This window comes from Phytohabitans houttuyneae (assembly GCF_011764425.1).
GTDB lineage: Bacteria > Actinomycetota > Actinomycetes > Mycobacteriales > Micromonosporaceae > Phytohabitans > Phytohabitans houttuyneae.
Genome location: NZ_BLPF01000001.1, coordinates 4898327 through 4917263 on the forward strand (window position 1 = coordinate 4898327; position 18937 = coordinate 4917263).

General features: G+C 71.0%; 15 protein-coding genes and 2 pseudogenes. 14 read left to right on the plus strand and 3 right to left on the minus strand.

Annotated elements, in window-relative coordinates:
* Genes Phou_RS22665 through Phou_RS22675 form a run of 3 tightly spaced genes read left to right on the plus strand, consistent with a single transcriptional unit; the run spans position 1 to position 1934 of the window.
* On the plus strand, positions 1 to 537 hold the full coding sequence (locus Phou_RS22665) for a 2'-5' RNA ligase family protein (protein ID WP_173057840.1): 537 nt from the start codon (positions 1 to 3) through the stop codon (positions 535 to 537).
* 36 nt (positions 538 to 573) lie between these two features.
* Complete coding sequence (locus Phou_RS22670; protein WP_173057841.1) at positions 574 to 1494, plus strand: YihY/virulence factor BrkB family protein; 921 nt, start codon at positions 574 to 576, stop codon at positions 1492 to 1494.
* Positions 1495 to 1502: 8 nt separating this feature from the next.
* Positions 1503 to 1934, plus strand: coding sequence for a hypothetical protein (locus Phou_RS22675; RefSeq protein WP_173057842.1), 432 nt, complete (start codon positions 1503 to 1505; stop codon positions 1932 to 1934).
* A gap of 153 nt (positions 1935 to 2087) precedes the next feature.
* On the opposite strand, the gene Phou_RS22680 is transcribed toward Phou_RS22675, so the two are convergent.
* Complete coding sequence (locus Phou_RS22680) at positions 2088 to 3116, minus strand: LacI family DNA-binding transcriptional regulator (RefSeq protein WP_173057843.1); 1029 nt, start codon at positions 3114 to 3116, stop codon at positions 2088 to 2090.
* Between the two features lie 102 nt (positions 3117 to 3218).
* Complete coding sequence (locus Phou_RS22685; RefSeq protein WP_173057844.1) at positions 3219 to 3809, minus strand: TetR/AcrR family transcriptional regulator; 591 nt, start codon at positions 3807 to 3809, stop codon at positions 3219 to 3221.
* A gap of 84 nt (positions 3810 to 3893) precedes the next feature.
* Here Phou_RS22685 and Phou_RS22690 point away from each other — a divergent pair, with 84 nt between their 5' ends.
* From Phou_RS22690 to Phou_RS22725, 8 genes and pseudogenes are all read left to right on the plus strand, one after another.
* Positions 3894 to 4238, plus strand: coding sequence for a hypothetical protein (locus tag Phou_RS22690; protein WP_173057845.1), 345 nt, complete (start codon positions 3894 to 3896; stop codon positions 4236 to 4238).
* A 282-nt stretch (positions 4239 to 4520) separates the two neighbouring features.
* The gene (locus Phou_RS22695) at positions 4521 to 5585 is read left to right on the plus strand and encodes a BMP family lipoprotein (RefSeq protein ID WP_173058837.1); all 1065 of its coding nucleotides are present in this window, start codon (positions 4521 to 4523) and stop codon (positions 5583 to 5585) included.
* A 138-nt stretch (positions 5586 to 5723) separates the two neighbouring features.
* Entirely contained in the window at positions 5724 to 7469 is a 1746-nt protein-coding gene (locus Phou_RS22700; protein WP_173057846.1) for an ABC transporter ATP-binding protein, read from the plus strand.
* Positions 7462 to 8742 (plus strand): ABC transporter permease, encoded by a 1281-nt coding sequence (locus Phou_RS22705; protein WP_173057847.1) that lies wholly within the window; start codon positions 7462 to 7464, stop codon positions 8740 to 8742. The genes Phou_RS22700 and Phou_RS22705 overlap by 8 nt, the downstream gene beginning before the upstream one ends.
* Positions 8743 to 8747: 5 nt before the next feature.
* Positions 8748 to 10019, plus strand: a complete 1272-nt coding sequence (locus Phou_RS22710) for an ABC transporter permease (RefSeq protein ID WP_173057848.1) — start codon at positions 8748 to 8750, stop codon at positions 10017 to 10019.
* Between the two features lie 9 nt (positions 10020 to 10028).
* Positions 10029 to 10708 (plus strand): annotated as a pseudogene (locus Phou_RS22715) (cytidine deaminase).
* Between the two features lie 3 nt (positions 10709 to 10711).
* Positions 10712 to 11986: a thymidine phosphorylase gene (locus tag Phou_RS22720; RefSeq protein WP_173057849.1), complete on the plus strand. Its 1275-nt coding sequence runs from the start codon at positions 10712 to 10714 to the stop codon at positions 11984 to 11986.
* 134 nt (positions 11987 to 12120) lie between these two features.
* Entirely contained in the window at positions 12121 to 12747 is a 627-nt protein-coding gene (locus Phou_RS22725) for a DUF4272 domain-containing protein (RefSeq protein ID WP_173058841.1), read from the plus strand.
* On the opposite strand, the pseudogene Phou_RS22730 reads toward Phou_RS22725, so the two are convergent.
* Positions 12702 to 13540: pseudogene (locus tag Phou_RS22730) on the minus strand (putative RNA methyltransferase). The gene Phou_RS22725 and the pseudogene Phou_RS22730 overlap by 46 nt on opposite strands.
* A gap of 10 nt (positions 13541 to 13550) precedes the next feature.
* Between Phou_RS22730 and Phou_RS22735 the strand changes: the two are divergent.
* The 3 genes from Phou_RS22735 to Phou_RS22745 all read left to right on the plus strand — a co-directional run bounded on the left by Phou_RS22735 (position 13551) and on the right by Phou_RS22745 (position 18929).
* Positions 13551 to 14615 (plus strand): adenosine deaminase, encoded by a 1065-nt coding sequence (locus Phou_RS22735; RefSeq protein ID WP_173057850.1) that lies wholly within the window; start codon positions 13551 to 13553, stop codon positions 14613 to 14615.
* Positions 14616 to 15067: 452 nt separating this feature from the next.
* On the plus strand, positions 15068 to 18640 hold the full coding sequence (locus Phou_RS22740) for a sensor histidine kinase (protein WP_246273685.1): 3573 nt from the start codon (positions 15068 to 15070) through the stop codon (positions 18638 to 18640).
* Positions 18525 to 18929 carry a roadblock/LC7 domain-containing protein gene (locus tag Phou_RS22745; protein WP_173057852.1) on the plus strand — a complete coding sequence of 135 codons (405 nt, stop codon included), beginning with the start codon at positions 18525 to 18527 and terminating at the stop codon, positions 18927 to 18929. Before Phou_RS22740 ends, Phou_RS22745 begins: the two co-directional genes overlap by 116 nt.
* Positions 18930 to 18937 lie beyond the last annotated feature (8 nt).

Below are 18937 nucleotides of genomic sequence, written 5' to 3' on the forward strand. Positions count from 1 at the left end.
GTGTCCGCCGTCGACGACCGGGTCACCCGGATCGGGGTGGCCATCGACATCCCCGAGCCGTGGGGGAGCACCCTCACCCGCCGCCGCGCCGATGCGGGTGACCCGCAGGCCGCCTACGTGCCGGCGCACCTGACCCTCCTCGGGCCGACCGAGATCGAGCCCGACCGGCTCCCCGCGATCGAAGACCACCTGGCGGCGGTCGCCGCCGGGCAGCCACCGTTCTCGCTGCACCTGCGCGGCACCGGCACGTTCCGGCCGCTCACCGAGGTCGTCTTCGTGGTCGTCGCGGCCGGCATCAGCGAGTGCGAGCTGCTCGCCGCCGCGATCGGCCGCAGCGGCGACCTGAAGCGCGAGACGCGCTTCCCGTACCACCCGCACGTCACGGTCGCCCAGGACGTGGCGCCCGAGGCGCTCGACGCGGTGTACGAAGACCTCGCCGGATTTTCCGCACTGTTCGAAGTGGACGCGTTCACCCTGTTCTCACACACAGGTGAGGCCCGCTGGCAGCCGCGGCGGGATTTTCGTCTGGGCGGCTGACGCGCGCGCCGTCCGCGCATCCGTCAGGATGTCGGCGTGAACATCGTCACCCGGGTGGAAGCGGGCATCAACGGGCGGCTCAACGCGGCCCGCCGCCGTTCCCGGGCATTCGACCACCTCTATCGCGCCCTCGACCGCTACGGCGCGGTGCTGGCCGGCCGGCTCGCGGCGGCGATCGCCTACTACGGCTTCTTCGCGGTCTTCGCGCTCGGCCTCGTCGCGTACTGGGCGTTCGGCTTCGTGCTCAACCGCAACGAGGCCCTGCGCCACGCGGTCGACGACTTCCTCAACCAGAACCTGCCGTTCCTGCAGCTCCAGCAGATCCAGGAGAGCAGCGGCACGGTCGGCATCGTCGGTCTGCTGACGCTGGCCGTCACCGGCATCGGCTGGGTGGAGGCGATCCGATCGTCCCAGCGCGCGCTGTACGACGTGCCCCAGCAGCCTGGCAACCTCGTGGTGCGGCGGATCATCGACATGGCGGTGCTTCTGTTCGTCTTCTTCCTGCTGGCGCTCTCGGTGGCCGCGGCGGACACGGCTGAGGCGCTGGTCGGATGGCTGATCGTCGGAGACGGCTCGTTTCTGCTCGTCGTCGTCCGGTGGGTGCTGACCGTGGCCTTCAACCTGGTCCTGGCGACCGCCCTGCTGGTGGTGGTGCCGCGGCTGCGCATGCCGATCCGCCGCTTCCTGCCATCCGTGCTGGTGGTCGCGGCCGGCATCACGCTGCTCAACACCCTCGGGCGGGAGTGGGTCATCCGGATCGACCGCAACCCGGCGTACACCGTGGTCACCGGCGCGGTGGGCCTGCTGGTGTACCTGTACCTGCTCAACCAGCTCCTTCTCTTCGGCGCCGCGCTGGCCGCCACCAGCACGCACGGCCAGGTGACCGACCTGGCGGCCGAGCAACCTCCCGACGATTTGTCCGAAAACGAGGATCCCCGGCAGCCAGACGCCTCATGATGACTGGAATGGGGGCACTGGTGACGCTTGAGCTGCCGGAGGACTCGCCGGCACGCGATCTGCCGTGGATCGTGACGTTCGGCCCGCTCGGCGAGGACGAGGAGTGGGAGCCCGTGGTCTGCGGACCGTACGAGCGCCCACACGCGCTCGCGCTGGCCGAGTCGGTCGTCGCGGACGAGGACCTGATGGCCGTCGTGGAGCCGCTGCTGCCCCACGTGACCGTCGAGGAGATCCAGGGCGAGATCGCGGCGGCCCGGATAGCGGCCGAAGACGACCGCGCCGAGGCCGACGACGCGGCTGACTTCGAGGACTACGGCGAGTTCGGCCTGGACGGGACCGCCTCGACCGAGTCCGAGCAGATGGTCGAGGCATCGCCGCCGCCGGAGCCGGAAGAGATTCGGGCCGGAATGTCACGCATAGCCGCCCGACTAGCGGGGTAGGACCAAGAGGAGCCCGGTCGTTCGTTGCGCTTCGCGCCGACGGGCGGCTGGTAGTGGGTGGCTCCCGGGTCGCCACGGGCCGCAGGGAGTCACTTTCCTCCCCGCAAGTGGGCCGACCTGCCGAAAGGCGGGCCGGCCCGCTGCCTGCGCGGGTCAGGCCGCCACCGGCACGGGCGCGGCGCCGGTCGAGGAGCGGACCACGAGCTCGGGACGGAAGACGTACTCGGAGCGGTGGGTGCCGTGACCGTTGATCTCGTCGATCAGTGCCCGCACCGCCGCGACGGCCATCGCGGTCACCGGCTGCCGCACGGTCGTCAGCGGCGGGTCGGTGAACGCGATCAGCGGTGAGTCGTCGTACCCCACCACGGACACGTCGTCCGGGATGGACAGTCCACGCTGGCGGGCAGCCCGGATCGCGCCGAGCGCCATCAGGTCGGAGCCGCACACGATACCGGTCACGCCGCGGTCGAAGAGGCGGGCGGCGGCCGCCTGCCCGCCCTCCACGCCGAAGAGGGACAGCGAGATCAGCTCGTCGAGCTGCGCGTCGTCGAGCCCGACCAGCCGCTTCATCGTCGCCCGGTACCCGGCGATCTTGCGCTGCACGGGCATGAAGCGGCTGGGGCCGGAGATCAGCCCGATCCGCCGGTGACCCAGCGCGTACAGGTGGGCCACGCCCAACTCGCCCGCCTCGCGGTCGTCGCACGACACGAACGGCGCGTCGATCCCCGCGACGTACCCGTTGACCAGCACGATCGGCAGCGGCCGGGCGAGCAGCTTGTGGTAGCGCTCGTGGTCGGCCGTGGTGTCAGCGTGCAGGCCCGACACGAACACGATCCCGGAGACCTGGCGGTCCAGGAGCATCTCCACGTACTCGTCCTCGGTCACCCCGCCCGGCGTCTGTGTGCACAGCACCGGCGTGTACCCGCTCTGGGCCAGGTTGGACTCGATGATCTGGGCGAACGCGGGGAAGATCGGGTTGTCCAGCTCGGGCACGACGAGGCCCACCAAGCCGGCGCTGCGCTTGCGCAACCGGGCCGGACGCTCGTACCCGAGGACGTCCAGCGCGGTCAGCACCGCCTGACGGGTTTCGCTCGACACGCCGGGCCGGTCGTTGAGCACGCGGGACACGGTGGCCTCGCTGACCCCAGCCTGCTGGGCGATGTCGAACAGTCGTGCGGCCATGACCATCACGCTAGCGCACCAGCAAGTTCTTACGCCGTTCGCGGCAAAGCCTGGACAGCGGGTGCAAGAGCTTTCTGCGCGCCCGTCGCCCGCACGGCATCCTCACGCGCCGAGCAGCACCCGGATCGCTTCCGCGTACGCCTTCTTGTCCGGGCCGTTGCCGAGGATGCGCTGGAGCGCGAAGCCGGGCACCATGCCGAAGAGCGCGGCGCCGATCGCCTCCGGGTCGGCGTCGGCCGGCAGCTCGCCGGCGTCCTGCGCGCGGCGGGCCAGCGCGGCGAAGAGCTTGCGAAACCGGGTGTACTTGTCCTCGACGAAGGCGGCCAGCACCGGATCACGCAGCGACTCGGCCCACACCTGGATCCCGATCCGCAGCGCGCCGCGCTCGCCCGTCTGCGACTCGGCGAAGTCGAACGCCCGGTCCATCGCCTCGGCCAGCGGCAGCGGCGGCTCGTGCGTGGTCAGCCCGGCGAAAATTTCCTCGGCGCCCTCCAGCGCACCCTCGGCAATCGCGGTGATCAGGTCGTTCTTGCTCTTGAAGTACCGGTAGACGGCACCGACCGAGAGGCCGGCCTCGACGATCACGTCCTGCATCGAGGTGTTGTGGAAGCCGTTGCGGCTGAAGCAGGTCAGCGCGGCGTCGAGGATCTGCCGCCGCCGCGCGGCCAGGTGTTCGTCCGAGACTCGGGGCATGCCGGCAAGTATAAAACGAACGCTCGTTCGAAGCTGCTGCTCCGCTCCACCGAACGGTGCCGACAACCGGTATTGTCACCCGCCGTGGAGGCTCTGCGACTGATACTGCTGTATGCCCATCTGATCGGCTTCGCGCTGCTGCTCGGCGGCGTGGTGGTCCAGTACGTCTCGGGCCCGCTCCGGATCAACCCGCCGATGCTGTGGGGAGCGATCACCCAGGTCGTCACCGGCATCGCGCTCGCCTCGCCGCTGCGTGACGAGGGCGACGAGCCGGCCCCGGCCAAGCTCGGGGTCAAGCTGGTCGTCGCGCTGATGATCTTTGTGATGGTGTTCTTCTCCCGCAAGCGGGACGTGGTCAACAAGGGCCACTTCCTGGCGATCGGCGGGCTCACGCTGGCCAACGCGGCGGTCGCCGTCTTCTGGCGCTGACGCCTTGGAGAAAGCTACAACACGGCTGGAACGCCGGAGGGTTTCCTTTGGACGCTCCGGGCATTACCGGGTGCCAGGGGGACTGTTCTACTACCCGGAACGCGGCTCACATTCGTAAGTGATCTCTGAACCTGCCGGTCACAGGCGGGTAACAGGGGTTCAACAACCGTGTACGAATCTCAGCCGTCGAGCGTACGGAAGCGTACGCTCCCGACCGTGGAAGCACCGCAATCTTTGCGGTGTGCTTTGGGGAAGGAGACCGTCTTGCGCTCTGCGCGTGGGATGCGGGTCGTCTCGTTGTTCGCGGTGGGCGGGCTCGCGCTGAGCGCCGCCGCTTGTGGAGACGCGCCTGAGGAAAGCGGTGACTCGGGCACCGCTGAGAAGTACACCGCCTGCATGGTTACCGACGTCGGTGGCATCGACGACCGCTCGTTCAACACGTCCGCCTGGAAGGGTGTCCAGGCTGCCGCCAGCGAAAATAGCAACATCGATCCGAAGTACGTCGCGTCCAGCGCCGAGGCGGACTACGAGCCCAACCTGACCGGCTTCGTGACGCAGAAATGCAACTTCATCCTGGCGGTCGGCGGCCTGATGACCGACGCCACGAAGAAGGTCGCGCAGGCCAACACGAGCCAGCAGTTCGGCATCGTCGACTCCAACCCGGGTGTGTCCAACATCTACCCGATGCAGTTCGACACCGCGCAGGCCGCGTTCCTGGCGGGCTACCTCGCGGCGGGCTTCTCCAAGTCGGGGAAGGTCGGGACCTACGGCGGCCTGCCCATCCCGCCGGTGACCATCTTCATGGACGGCTTCGCCGACGGTGTGGCGCACTACAACCAGGCCAAGGGGAAGAACGTCCAGGTGCTCGGCTGGAACAAGAGCACCCAGAAGGGCAACTTCACGAACGACTTCGTCAAGCAGGACGAGGGCAAGAAGGTGAGCGACACGCTGGTGGCCCAGGGTGCCGACATCGTCTTCCCGGTCGCCGGTGGCGCGGGTCTCGGCACGGCGGCGGCGGCGCAGGCCTCCAACGGCAAGTTCAGCGTGATCTGGGTCGACGTCGACGGGTGCGAGAGCGCCCAGCAGTACTGCTCGACGTTCCTGACCACGGTCGTCAAGAACATCCCGGACGCCGTGAAGGATGCCGTCTCCAAGGGCGCCAAGGGTGAGGCCCTGCCCAGCTCGCCGGGCTTCCTTGGCACGCTGGCCAACAACGGCGTGTCGCTGGCGCCGTACCACGAGTTCGACAGCAAGATCCCGGCCGAGCTGAAGGCCGAGGTCGACAAGCTCAAGGCCGACATCATCGCCGGCACGATCAAGGTCACTTCGGCGGCCCAGCCCAAGTAACGCACCGTTCCCTATCTGATCAGGGCGTCCCCCTCTACGGGGGACGCCCGAGGGTCTGTCCGGCGAGTCTTTTGCGGGCCGCGGCGGGCCCGGACGACGACCGGCGGCACCGGGCGGAAGGCGACATACGACACCGGTATGCGCCCTCCCGCCCGGCACCGCCGGACCGCCGTCTGGACCCCGCCTCGCACCCGCGAGATCCCACCGGACAGACCCTGTCACCACCCGGACCCGGAGGTTCCGCTGAAACTCGAGCTGCGCGGCATCACCAAGCGGTTCGGTGACCTTGTCGCCAACGACCACATCGACCTGACGGTGGAGCCAGGGGAGATCCACGCCCTGCTCGGCGAAAACGGCGCCGGCAAGTCGACACTCATGAACGTCCTCTACGGACTGCTCCAGCCCGACGAGGGCGAGATCCTGGTCGACGACAAGCCGGTGCAGATCCGCAGTCCCCGCGACGCGATCAACGCCGGCATCGGCATGGTCCACCAGCACTTCATGCTGGTCCCGGTCTTCACCGTCGCGGAAAACGTGATGCTCGGCGCCGAAAAGGTGCGCGGCGGGATCGCCGGCTTCCTCGACCGCCGCCGCGCGCGCCGCGAGGTGGAGGAGGTCTCCGACAGGTACGGGCTGCGGGTCGACCCCGACGCCGTCGTCGAGGACCTGCCGGTCGGCATCCAGCAGCGGGTCGAGATCGTCAAGGCGCTCACCCGCGAGGTCGACCTGCTCATCCTCGACGAGCCGACCGCCGTGCTCACGCCGCAGGAGACCGACGAGCTGCTCACCGTCATGCGGTCGCTCAAGGAGTCCGGCAAGTCGATCGTCTTCATCACGCACAAGCTCGGCGAGGTGAAGGCCATCGCCGACCGGATCACCGTGATCCGCCGCGGGCGTACCGTCGGCACCGCCTCACCCGACGCGAGCCGCGACGAGCTCGCGGCGCTGATGGTCGGCCGCAGCGTGAGCCTCACCGTCACCAAGCTGCCCAAGGAGCCCGGCGGCCCGGTGCTGCAGGTCGAGGGCCTCGTGGTCAACGACGAGCGCGGCCACCAGGCGGTCGCCGGCGTCGACCTCGAGGTGCGGGCCGGCGAGGTGCTCGGCATCGCCGGTGTGCAGGGCAACGGGCAGACCGAGATGGTCGAGGCGATCATGGGCCTGCGCCCGATCCTGGCCGGCGCCGTCACGCTCGACGGCCAGCGGATCGAGGGCTGGCCCACCAAGAAGGTGCTGCGCGCCGGCGTCGGCTACGTGCCCGAGGACCGCAGCGTCGACGGGCTCGTCAAGGAGTTCTCCGTCGCGGAAAACCTCGTGCTGGACATGTACGACCGCCCGCCGTTCGGCTCCAACGGCGTGCTCCGCCCGGACGCGATCGCCGAGTCGGCCAAGGAGCGGATCAGCCAGTTCGACGTGCGCACGTCGTCACACGAGTCGGCGGTCGGCACGCTCTCCGGCGGCAACCAGCAGAAAGTGATCGTGGCGCGGGAGATGTCCCGCCCGCTCAAGCTCTTCATCGCCGCCCAGCCCACGCGGGGTGTGGACGTCGGGTCGATCGAGTTCATCCACAGCCGGATCGTGCACGAGCGCGACATCGACACGGCGGTGCTGCTCGTGTCGAGCGAGCTCGACGAGGTGATCGGGCTCGCCGACCGGATCGCTGTCATGTACCGGGGGCGGATCCTCGCGATCGTCCCGCCCGACACGCCACGCGAGGAGATCGGCCTGCTGATGGCCGGCATCGTCCAGGAGGACGGCGCGGGCGCTCGGGACGGCGGCGCGGCTGCGTCAGCGGCCGGCGCCGCCCGGGAGGACGGGGCGGGCGCTCGGGACGGCGGCGCGGGTGAGTCAGCGGCCGGTACCGCCCAGGAGGACGGGCATGAGTGAGGAAACCGAGGCCAAGGCGCCGCCGCCGCAGCAGAAGGCGCCCGAGCCCCAGCGCGAGTCCTTCGGGCAGGCGTTCCTGCACGGGCTGTGGGCCGCCAACACGGTCACCGTCACGATCCTGGCGGTGGTGCTCGCGCTGGTCATCGGCGGGATCCTGATCATTGTCTCGGACCCCGACGTGCTGGAGCAGTACAGCTACTTCACCTCCCGGCCCGGCGACGCCCTGTCGGCCAGCTGGGAGGTGGTCAGCAACGCGTACGCCAGCCTGTTCAAGGGCTCGATCGTCGACCCGGCCGCGGTCAGCGACTGGATCAGCGGCGACGGCGGCTGGGAGCGGGTGTTCGCACCGATCTCGGAGACGCTGACGTACACGACCCCGCTGGTCTTCACCGGCCTGTCGGTGGCGCTCGCCTTCCGCGGCGGCCTCTTCAACATCGGCGCGCAGGGCCAGGCGATCATCGGCGTGATCCTGGCCGCGCTGGCCGGGTTCCTGATCCCGCTGCCGCCGGTCCTGCACCTGATCGTGGCGCTGCTCGCGGGCGCGCTGGGCGGGGCACTGTGGGGCTTCATCCCGGGCATCCTCAAGGCGCGCACCGGTGCCCACGAGGTGATCAACACGATCATGCTCAACTACGTGGCGCTGTACTTCCTCACCTGGATCATCGTCCAGAAGGGTGTACAGAACCCGGACCGCACCGACGCGATCAGCAAGCCCGTCGACTCCTCCGCCCAGCTGCCCCGCCTGCTCGGCGACAACCTGCGGGTGCACGCCGGCATCATCCTGGCCGTGCTGGTGACCTGGGGCGTGGCCTGGCTGCTGAACCGGTCGACGCTCGGCTTCGAGCTGCGGGCGGTGGGCAACAACCCGGACGCCTCTCGCACGGCCGGCATCAGCGTCACCGCCACGTACGTCTCGGTCATGGTCATCGCCGGCGCGCTGGCCGGCCTCGGCGGGGCCAACATGGTGGTCGGCTCCACCGCCGACGCGCTGACGCCGCTGGTCGTGGCGCAGATCGGCTTCGACGGCATCCTCGTGGCGCTGCTCGGCCGGGTCAAACCCTGGGGCGTCGCGCTCGCCGCGCTGCTGTTCGGCGCGCTGCGGGCCGGCGGCAACACGATGCAGTCGGTATCGAGCATCTCGCTGGAGCTGGTCACCGTGCTCCAGGCGCTGATCGTCATCTTCATCGCGGCACCCGCGCTGGTAAAGGCGATCTTCCGGTTGCGGGCCGCCCGGGCCGCACGCCTGTCGACGAGCTTGGCGAAGGGCTGGTGAGGCGGGTGTCCACGATCACCGCGGACGAGGCGGTCGTCGCACCGGTCGAGACCGGCTTCTGGACCCGTTCCCGCAAGGTCGGCGTCGGGCTCGCCGCCGCCGGCATCCTGGCGGCGATCGTGTTCGGCGCGCTCGCCACCTCGCAGACCGCGCGCTTCACGCTGAGCGACGACGCGGAAGGCGCCGCGCTGGCCATCGACGGCACCGTCGGCGCGATCCTGTTCGGCCTGATCGCGGCCGCCGCCGGCGCGGCGATGTTCACCGACAAGTACTTCACGTGGCTGCTGGGCGTCGGCATCGTCTGCTTCGTCCTGTCGTTCCTGTGCTGGCAGATCTCCGACGCGCCGGCCGGGCAAAACTTCATGCCGCTGGTCAACATCGTGCGCGGCACGTTCCTGCTGGCGGTACCACTGATCTTCGGCGCCCTCGCCGGGGTGCTGTGCGAGCGTTCCGGCGTGGTCAACGTGGCGATCGAGGGCCAGCTGCTCATGGGCGCCTTCGCCGGCGCGCTGGTCGGCACGCTGGCGGCCAGCGCCTGGGTGGGCCTGATCGCGGCCGCGCTCGGCGGCGCGTTCGTCTCGCTGCTGTTGGCGATCTTCACGATCCGCTACCTGGTCGACCAGGTCGTCATGGGCATCGTGCTCAACCTGCTCGCGCTCGGCCTCACCGGCTTCCTCTACGAGCGGCTGATGCAGACCGACCAGGCCAAGTACAACCAGCCGCCGCACTTCGGCAGCTGGGAGATCCCGCTGCTCAAGGACATCCCGGTGCTGGGGCCGGCGCTGTTCCGGAGCAACCTGTTCCTGTACCTGGCGCTGATCCTCGTGCTCGTCATCCACATCGGGCTCTTCCGCACCCGCTGGGGACTGCGCACCCGCTCGGTCGGCGAGCACCCGACGGCGGCCGACACGCTGGGCGTGCGCGTGCTGGGGCTGCGCTACCGCAACGTGCTGCTGGCCGGCGTGGTCGCCGGTATCGGCGGCGCGTCGTACACGCTGCTGCTCTACTCGTTCACCAAGAACATGATCGGCGGCAAGGGCTTCATCGCGCTCGCCGCACTGATCTTCGGCCGGTGGAGCCCGACGGGCGCGCTGCTCGCCGCGCTCTTCTTCGGTTTCGCCGACCAGCTGGGCGTCTACCTGGGAGCGATCAACAGCATCATCCCGAGCCAGTTCCTCGCGATGCTGCCCTACCTGGCGACGATTCTCGCTGTGGCCGGCCTGGTCGGCCGGGTGCGGGCCCCCGCGGCTGATGGCAAGCCGTACATAAAGGGGTAAGAAAGACACGTGGAGATCGATTGGGAACGGCTGCGCGCGGCGGCCGTGGAAGCCATGCGCAACGCCTACGCGCCGTACTCGAACTTTCCGGTCGGTGTGGCCGGGCTCGTCGACGACGGCCGGGTGGTCGTCGGCTGCAACGTGGAAAACGCCTCGTACGGCGTGACCCTCTGCGCGGAGTGCGGGCTCGTCTCGTCGTTGCACGCCACCGGCGGGGGCCGGCTCGTCGCCGTCTCCTGCGTGGGGGGTGACGGCGAGCCGCTGATGCCCTGCGGCCGCTGCCGCCAGCTGCTCTACGAGCACGGCGGCGGCGAATGCCTGGTCGAGGCGGTGCCGCGCCCGCTGCGGGTGTCCGAGCTGCTGCCGTACGCGTTCGGCCCGGAAGACCTGGCGGCCGAGGCGTCCAAGGAGCCGAAGGTGCCCAGCCGGCTGCTGCGGTGGCGCGGGCGCGGCACGGTGTTCGTGCACCCCGACCTGGCCGCCGGGCAGCGGGTCTGGACCGGCTACTGGGACCGGTCCACCGGCACCGACGGCAAGGAGACCGGCATCCTGGAGGAGGCCCCCACCTGGGGAACGTCGACGACGCGATCGCCTGGGGCCGGGTGCGCACACCACGGGTCGTGCTTATCGACGAAGAGGGCAAGATGCGCTGGGTGGGCGAGGGCGACCCGCCGCCGGATGGAGAGTAGGGCATGACTTTCGCCGCGGTTGACGTGATCCGGACCAAGCGCGACGGCGGGACGCTCTCCGACGCGCAGATCGACTGGGTGGTCGACGCGTACACCCGGGGCGAGGTGGCCGACGAGCAGATGTCCGCGCTGGCCATGGCGATCCTGCTGCGCGGCATGACGCCGGGCGAGATCGCCCGGTGGACGGCCGCCATGATCGCCAGCGGGGAGCGGCTGGACCTGTCCGCGGTGTCCCGCCCGACCGTCGACAAGCACTCCACCGGCGGCGTAGGCGACAAGATCACGCTGCCGCTGACGCCGCTGGTGGCCGCCTGCGGCGCGGCGGTACCGCAGCTGTCCGGGCGCGGTCTCGGACACACCGGCGGCACGCTGGACAAGCTGGAGGCCATCCCGGGATGGCGGGCGAGCCTGACCAACGAGGAGTTCGTCGCCCAGCTCCAGGATGTCGGCGCGGTGGTCTGCGCGGCCGGCGAGGGCCTGGCACCCGCGGACCGCAAGCTGTACGCCCTCCGCGACGTCACCGCCACCGTCGAGGCGATCCCGCTCATCGCCAGCTCGATCATGAGCAAGAAGATCGCCGAGGGCACCGGTGCGCTGGTGCTGGACGTCAAGGTCGGCTCCGGCGCGTTCATGAAGTCGGCGGACGACGCCCGCGAGCTCGCCCGGACGATGGTCGACCTGGGCAAGGCGCACAAGGTCGCGACGGTCGCGTTGCTCACCGACATGTCCACGCCGCTCGGGCTCGCGGTGGGCAACGCGGTCGAGGTGGCCGAGTCGGTCGAGGTGCTGGCCGGCGGTGGACCGTCCGATGTGGTCGAGCTGACGCTCGCGCTGGCCGAGGAGATGGTGGCCGCCGCGGGGCTGCGCGTCGACCCGTCGCAGGTGCTGGCGAGCGGCCAGGCGATGGACTCGTGGCGCGCGATGATCCGCGCCCAGGGCGGCGACCCGGCGGCGCCGCTGGCGGTCGCCCGGGAGACCGAGACGGTACGCGCCGAGCGCGACGGCTACGTCTCCACAGTGGACGCTCTCGGCATCGGGGTGGCCGCATGGCGGCTCGGCGCCGGCCGGGCGCGCAAGGAAGACCCGGTCAGCGCGGCGGCCGGCGTGGTGCTGCACAAGAAGCCCGGCGACCCGGTGCGCGCCGGCGAGCCGCTGTTCGAGCTGCGTACCGACGATGCCAGCCGGATCCCCGCGGCGCTGGCGGAGGCCGCCGGCGCGGTGACGGTCGCGGAGGTCGCGCCGGCTCCTCGTGCCCTGGTCATGGAGCGCATCGCGTAGGGGCGTGGTGCGGTCGCGCCGAAGCCGCTATTCTCCCTGGCCAGGGGGCGCAGCAGCGACGATTGGCAGGACAAAGACCAGTGGCTGTTCCGGCTCCCGACCCGCGTCACGTGCGGCTGGCCAGCGTCGAAGAGATGCGCCGCCTGGGCCTGCCCCTGCCGCCAGCGCACTTTCCGCTGGTGTGGGAGCCGGGTGACGAGGTCGAGCTGCGCCCGACCGCGGAGATCGAGGCCCGCGCGGCGATCCTGCACGTGGTGCTCGCCCGCTGCTTCGGCATGCCGGCCCAGGCCGCGATGAGCTGGCTGCTCGGCTCACACCTCGTCGACCAGGTGACCCCGCCGGAGTGGCAGTTCGTGATGGGCGGGCGGGGTGACCACCGCTCGTTCGTGCTGCACCACGACGCGGTGTACGCGCTTGCCTGGCTCCTCGGCCTCTCCAAGCACCTGGACCCCGAGCAGGTCGCCGACGACCGGCTGGTGGAGCTGCTGCCCAACCTGCCGGCGGGAGAGACGTTCGCCGAGTGGCGCTCGCGCTCGCTGGCCGCGCCACGCTCGGCACTCGACGCGGCCACCGTGCTCGACTTCTACTACTGCCTCGACTGGGGATACCTCGAGGCCGAGCGGACCGGCGTGCCGCTGCCCGGCGAGATCGACGCCAACGCGATCGGCCAGCGGCGGTGGGCCCTGGAGTGGGCGGTGGTCTTCCGCGGGCCCTATCACGACCCGCCGGCCGGGTGGGAAGAGGTCGACCTCTCCACGTAGACGCCGAGCCGCACCGACGCGGTCACGGTGACCGGGCCGGGCAGGTCCACCGGGGTGGTGTGCCACGCGCTCGGTCCCATCCCGACCAGGGTCGCCGCCTCGCGCGGCGTGAGCGTCAGCGTGCGGGTGAGCGCGGTCTCCTCCGCGAGCGCGAAATGCCCCGCGAGGCTCGCCGCCACCCGCTCGGCCTTGTCCGGGTCCACCTGGAGCAGGGACAGCCGCTCGACGAGCTCCCTGAGGTGGTCGGCGGCGGGCGTCACCACCAGCAGCGTCCCGCCCGGCCGCAGCACCCGCCGAAACTCCGGCCCGTTGCGCGGCGCGAAAACGTCCATCACCACACCGGCCGACCCGTCCGCGACCGGAAGCCGGCCCCACGTGTCGCAGAGGGCGGCGCCGGCCCGGGGATGGGCGCGGGCGGCTCGGCGCAGCGCCGGCTTCGAGACGTCGAGGGCAAGACCCGGTGCGGCCGGCAGGGCGTCGAGCACCGCCGCCAGGTGCCGGCCGGTGCCGGCGCCGGCATCCAGGACCAGACCGCCGTGGTACGCGGCCCGCGCGGCGCGTGCCAGCGCGAGCGAGATGAAGTCGTAGTGCCCCGCGTCCAGGAACTCCGCGCGCGCCGTCACCATCTGCGCCGTGTCGCCCGTGTGCGGCGAACGGCCGGCGCTCAGGTTGACGTACCCCTGGCGGGCGACGTCGAAGCTGTGGCCACGGGGCAGCGGAGCACTCCCGGCGCGGCGCCGAGCGGCTCGCCGCAAACCGGGCACCGCAGGTTTGCGAGCACGTCAGCGTCCATAATCTTTCCCATGGTCGCAATCGCGTACGAGGACATCGTCAAGGCCCCGAAGGCTCTGTTGCACGACCACCTTGACGGCGGGCTCCGCCCGGCGACGATCATCGAGCTGGCGGCCGAGGTGGGTCATCCCCTCCCGGCCACGGAGACGGACGAGCTGGCCAGCTGGTTCGTGTCCGCGTGCGCTTCCGGCTCGCTGGAGCGGTACATCGCGACGTTCGAGCACACGGTCGCGGTGATGCAGACCGAGTCCGCGCTGCGCCGGGTCGCCGCCGAGTGCGCGCTCGACCTGGCCGAAGACGGCGTGGTGTACGCGGAGGTGCGCTTCGCCCCGGAGCAGCACCTGGCCCGCGGGCTCACGCTGGAGCAGGTGGTCGAGGCGGTGCTCGCCGGCTTCGCCGAAGGCGCGGAGCAGGCGGCTGCCGCCGGCCGGCCGATCCGGATCGGCACACTGCTGACCGCGATGCGGCATGCGGCCCGCTCGCAGGAGATCGCCGAGCTGGCCGTGCGCTACCGGGACACCGGCGTGGTGGGCTTCGACATCGCCGGCGCGGAGGCGGGCTTCCCGCCCACCCGGCACCTTGACGCGTTCGAGTACCTGCAGCGGGAAAACTTCCACTTCACCATCCATGCCGGCGAGGCGTTCGGGCTGCCGTCGATCTGGCAGGCGATCCAGTGGTGCGGCGCCGACCGGCTGGGCCACGGCGTGCGCATCGTCGACGACATCACCGGCGACATGTTGGGCCGGCTCGCGGCGTACGTGCGGGACAAGCGCATCCCGCTGGAGCTGTGCCCGTCGTCGAACGTGCAGACCGGCGCCGCCGCGTCGATCGCGGAGCACCCGATCGGCATCCTGCGCGACCTGCGCTTCAGGGTGACGGTAAACACCGACAACCGCCTGATGAGCGGTACCTCCATGTCGCGCGAGATGGCGCTGCTGGTCGAGGCGTTCGGGTACGGCTGGGCCGAATTGCAATGGTTCACCATTAATGCGATGAAAAGCGCGTTTATCCCGTTTGACGAGCGCCTTGCGATCATCAACGAAGTGATCAAGCCCGCATACGCGAAGTTGCTGTAATAACCGGCCCCCGGGCGGTCGGGCAACTGTGGCGATTCGGTCAGCCCGGGCGCTCCGAGCGGTTACCCGGTGGTATGCACGCAGCGCGTAAACCGGCACTTCGGCCTTGCCGTCGCTGCCCGGTCGGGCAATGGTCGGCACTGCTGCGGCCTCGCCATCCTTGGCGAGGACCCCATCACGGTCCGGCGCGAGCGAGCAGGACGAGTTGGACAGCGCACGCGCTCACAATCTGTAACCGATCGAGAACGCATTGCTATCAATGGCTACTTTCGCCCGAATGCGGGGACGGTTAGGGCGAACCTGGCCTTTCTCTTTGACACGGGTCGTGATGGAATCTCGGGGGTTCGACCCGACCGGGTCGGTCGATGAGCGGCGCCCAGTTTGACGGGCGGGGCGCTGGAGTTGGAGAGGGCGGTGACGTGAGTAATCAGCCGAAGACGGCGGACTCTGTCATGTCGCGTCTCCGTCGGCCGCTGGGCCGGCTTCGAGATCTTCCGATCTGGTCCAAGCTCGGCCTGATCATGATCGTGCCCACGCTGGCGACGATCGGTGTCGGCACCAACGGCCTGATCGAGCACCTCGGCACGGCAAACGACGCTGACCGCGCGCGCACCCTGTCGCAGCTGTCGGAGGCGTCGGGCGCTCTCGTGCACAACCTGCAAAACGAGCGGGCCGCCGCGGCGATGCTGCTCGGCGTCAAGCCCACCGACCAGGCGGGCAAGCAGAGGTACAACGACGCGTACACGAAGGTGCAGCCGACGGTCGACGAGACCAAGCGGCCGTACCAGCAGGAGCGCAACGCCCTCAACGCCGACGACCTCCCGGTCAACTTCCGCGACGCGCTCACCGCGATCGACCAGCGCCTCGCCGACCTGCCCGCGATCCGCAGCCAGGTGACCAACGGCAAGCTCCAGCTCAGCCAGGCCAGCAACAACTACACGACGCTGCTCAGCGGCCTGATCTCGGTGCGTGACTCCTCCGCACAGCTCGCCGGTGACACCACGCTCGGTGACCAGATGCGGGCCACGGCGGCCCTCGCCCGCTTCAAGGAGTTCATCTCCCAGGAGCGGATCGTCGGCCTCAACATCCTCAACACCAATGCGTTCACGCCCAACCTGCGCCGGCAGTACATCGAGACGCAGACCGGGCAGGAGCAGGCCGTCCAGGCGTTCAAGGCGGTCGCGACCCGCGCCGACGCCGAGCTGTTCGACCAGACGGTCGCCGGCTCCGACCTGCGCAAGGTCGAGGGCTACGCGGGCTACCTGCAGAGCCGCGACGGCACCGACATCAGCGACCGCGAGTTCGACGCGGCCGACTGGGACGGCGCGCTGCTGGCCAAGGCCGACCTGGTCCGCACGGTCGAGGTCGACGTCGACGCCGAGGTCGTCGACCGCGCCACGACGCTGCGCGACCAGGAGTACGAGCAGCTGCTCGTCGAGGCCGGCGTCCTGCTCGGCGTCCTCCTGCTCGCCATCCTCTTCGCCTGGGCGGTCGCCCGCTCGATGGCCCGGTCGCTGCGCGAGCTGCGGCATGGCGCCCTCTCCGTCGCGCAGTACGGGCTCCCACAGGCGGTCGCCCGGCTCCGTGACCCGGCGCTGTCCAGCCAGCTCTCGCCGGTGCAGGTGGCCAGCCAGATCGCCGAGCCGCTGCCCGTGCGCAGCAAGGACGAGTTCGGGCAGGTCACCGAGGCGTTCAACGCGGTCCACCTCGAGGCCGTCCGCACCGCGGCCGAGCAGGCCGCGCTGCGCGCCTCCGTCGCGACGATGTTCGTCAACCTGGCCCGCCGTTCGCAGATCCTGGTCGACCGGCTGATCGGTCACCTCGACCGGCTGGAGCGTGGCGAGGAAGACCCGGACCGCCTGGCCGAGCTCTTCCAGCTCGACCACCTGGCCACCCGGATGCGCCGTAACGACGAAAACCTCCTGGTCCTCGCCGGCGCCGACTCCACCCGCGTGCAGCGCGAGCCGGCAGCCCTGATCGACGTGCTGCGGGCCGCCCAGTCCGAGGTCGAGCACTACACGCGCATCGAGTTCGGCGTGATCGACCGCGACATCGAGGTCGCTTCCAGCGCGGTCAACGACCTGGTCCACCTGGTCGCCGAGCTGTTCGACAACGCCACGGCGTTCTCGCCGCCCGACTCGCACGTCATGGTCGAGGCGCGCCGGGTCGGCGACCGCGCCGTGCTGTACGTCGAGGACCGCGGCATCGGCATCACGCCCGACCAGATGCACGACCTCAACGAGCGGCTGGCCACGCCGCCCCTGGTCGACGTCGCCGTCTCCCGGATGATGGGCCTTGTCGTGGTCGCGCGGCTGGCCGCACGGCACGGCGTCAAGGTCGAGCTGCGGCCGGCCACCGAGCGCGGCACCGTCGCCGACGTGACGCTGCCGACACCGGTGCTCGTGCCGCGGGCACTGTCCGGGCGCAACGAGCCGGGCGCGTCGCCGTTCCAGCCGACCATGGTCCCGCCGGCCGCCGCGCCGCCGCTGGCCACCCCGCCACCGCCGCCGGTGCAGCGCCCGCCCGTGGGCGCGACGCCGCTGGCCCTGGAGAGCGGCCCCGTCTCGGCGCCTCCCGGACGCCCGTTCGACCCCACGCCGCTCAACGGCGGTCGCATGGTCGGCCCGCCCGGCCCGCCCCAGCGGTCGATGCCGGCCTGGTCCGACCTCACGGGCGCGACCTCGGCGCCGCCCAACGGCGGTGCCAACGGCTCGGGCACCATGTTCAGCCCGCGCACCCCGACCAACGGCCAGCCGAACGACCCGCTGCCGCAGCGGCGTGGCACCGACCACTGGACCGTCGAGGGCGAGGTGACCGGCAGCGGTCCCGCGCCGAACATCCCGCGCCAGATCCCGGCCAACCCGGAGACCCAGACGCGCAGCGGTGGCTTCCCGCCGGTACCGCCGGTGTCCGCCCCGCCCGTGCCGCCGGTCTCCGCTCCGCCGATCCCGCCGCAGGCCCAGGTGCCGCCGCCCGCGTCCGCGCCGCCCGCACCGCCGGCGGCTCCGCACGCACCGGCCGTGCCGCCGGTCATGCCGGCCTCGTCGGCACCACCGGCCTGGCCGCCGGTCAGCGCGCCGGAGACGGGCCCGACCACGGCTCCGTCGGTGCCGGAAAAGCTGGCTGCCGCGCTCGACATGACGGCCGAGCTGCCCAAGGTCAACAACCGCAACGAGTCCGGTGCCAGGCCGGGCGCTCCAGCGCCCGCGCCGCAGGCGGAGACCGCGTCCGAGGCGGCGGCCACCGGCCCCACGACCGCCGCGACGGCCGGACCGGCAGCCAAGCCACGGTTCGCCGACGAGACCATGGAGCTGCCGATCTTCCGCGAGCTGGAGTCGGCCTGGTTCCGCACCCGGCGTGGAGCGCCAGAGGAGCCGCGCACGCCCGCACCAAACGGCGACTTCGTCACCGTCGACGCCGCACGACCGGCCGCCCCCGCCCCGCAGGGCGCACCGGCGGCCAGCGCGCCCGCCACACCGGTTCCGGCCGCCGCATCCCGCCCCTCCATCCCGTCGCCCGCAGGTGGCAACAACGGCAATGGAGCGGTGCGCCGGGAGCCGGCGCAGAGGGAGCCGGCGCAGAGGGAGCCGGTGGGCGGCTGGCAGACCGCCGCCGACGACGGCTGGCGTGCCGCGGCCAGCGCCGCTGCCGAGCGGCCGGTCTCCGAGACCACCCAGGCCGGGCTCCCCAAGCGGGTGCCGATGGCCCAGCTCGTGCCCGGCGGAGTGGAGAAGGGCGCCGCTGCCGTGCAGCGTCGTACACCAGAGGCGGTGCGCGGTCTGCTGTCCGCGTACCACCGGGGGGTGCAGCGTGGTCGCACGCACCCCAAGGACGACCAGCCGACTTTGGGGGAGACTCCAAAGGGCGGTTTGGGCCCGCGGCCGGGAGCGGCCAGAAGGAGCATGAGGGATGACAACAACGCAGGATCTCGGCTGGCTACTGGCCAACTTCGCCGATCGGGTGCCAGGCGTCGCCCACGCGGTCGCGGTGTCCGCCGATGGTCTGCTGCTGGCAGCGTCGCGTGATCTCCCGCGCGACCGGGCAGACCAGCTCGCGGCGATCGCGTCAGGGCTCGTCAGCCTCACACAGGGCGCGGCGCGGTGCTTCGAAGGCGGCGCGGTGCTTCAGACAGTGGTCGAAATGGACAACGGCTTCCTGTTCCTGATGTCGATCTCGGACGGCTCCTCCTTTGCCGTGCTGGCCGCGCGCAGCTGCGACGTCGGTCAGGTCGGCTACGAGATGGCGCTGCTCGTCGACCGCGTGGGCGACGCTCTGACGCCGGCTCCGCGCACGACCGCGGGCATGTTGGGTTGAGCGCACAA